This is a genomic window from Pseudomonas sp. SIMBA_068 (assembly GCF_046534705.1).
Taxonomy (GTDB): Bacteria; Pseudomonadota; Gammaproteobacteria; order Pseudomonadales; family Pseudomonadaceae; genus Aquipseudomonas; species Aquipseudomonas putida.
The window spans coordinates 1-243 of the sequence record NZ_JAWRYI010001394.1; the positions used below are offsets into that span (position 1 = coordinate 1).

At 67.9% G+C, this 243-nt stretch carries 1 protein-coding gene; it reads right to left on the reverse strand.

The features are described from left to right. The coding region (locus SB756_RS34190) for an alcohol dehydrogenase catalytic domain-containing protein (protein ID WP_410913770.1) at window positions 1–243 on the reverse strand (243 nt) is incomplete at both ends.

Genomic DNA, 243 nt, shown 5'->3' on the forward strand with positions numbered 1-243 from the left:
GCTGTAGACCTCGGGCAGCGCCGCGGCCTCGGCCAGGGACAACCCTTCGGGTACTGGCAGTACATGGCGGGCATCTACCACCACCTCTTCAGCCATGCCTCCGCCCGCCAGCAGGGCACAGACCCGATCACCCACTTGCCAGGACGAACCCGGGCCCACTTCACTGACTACCCCGGAGCATTCCAGGCCAAGGGCCTTGCTGGCTCCGGGAGGCGGGGGATAGAGCCCCGCACGCTGCAACAG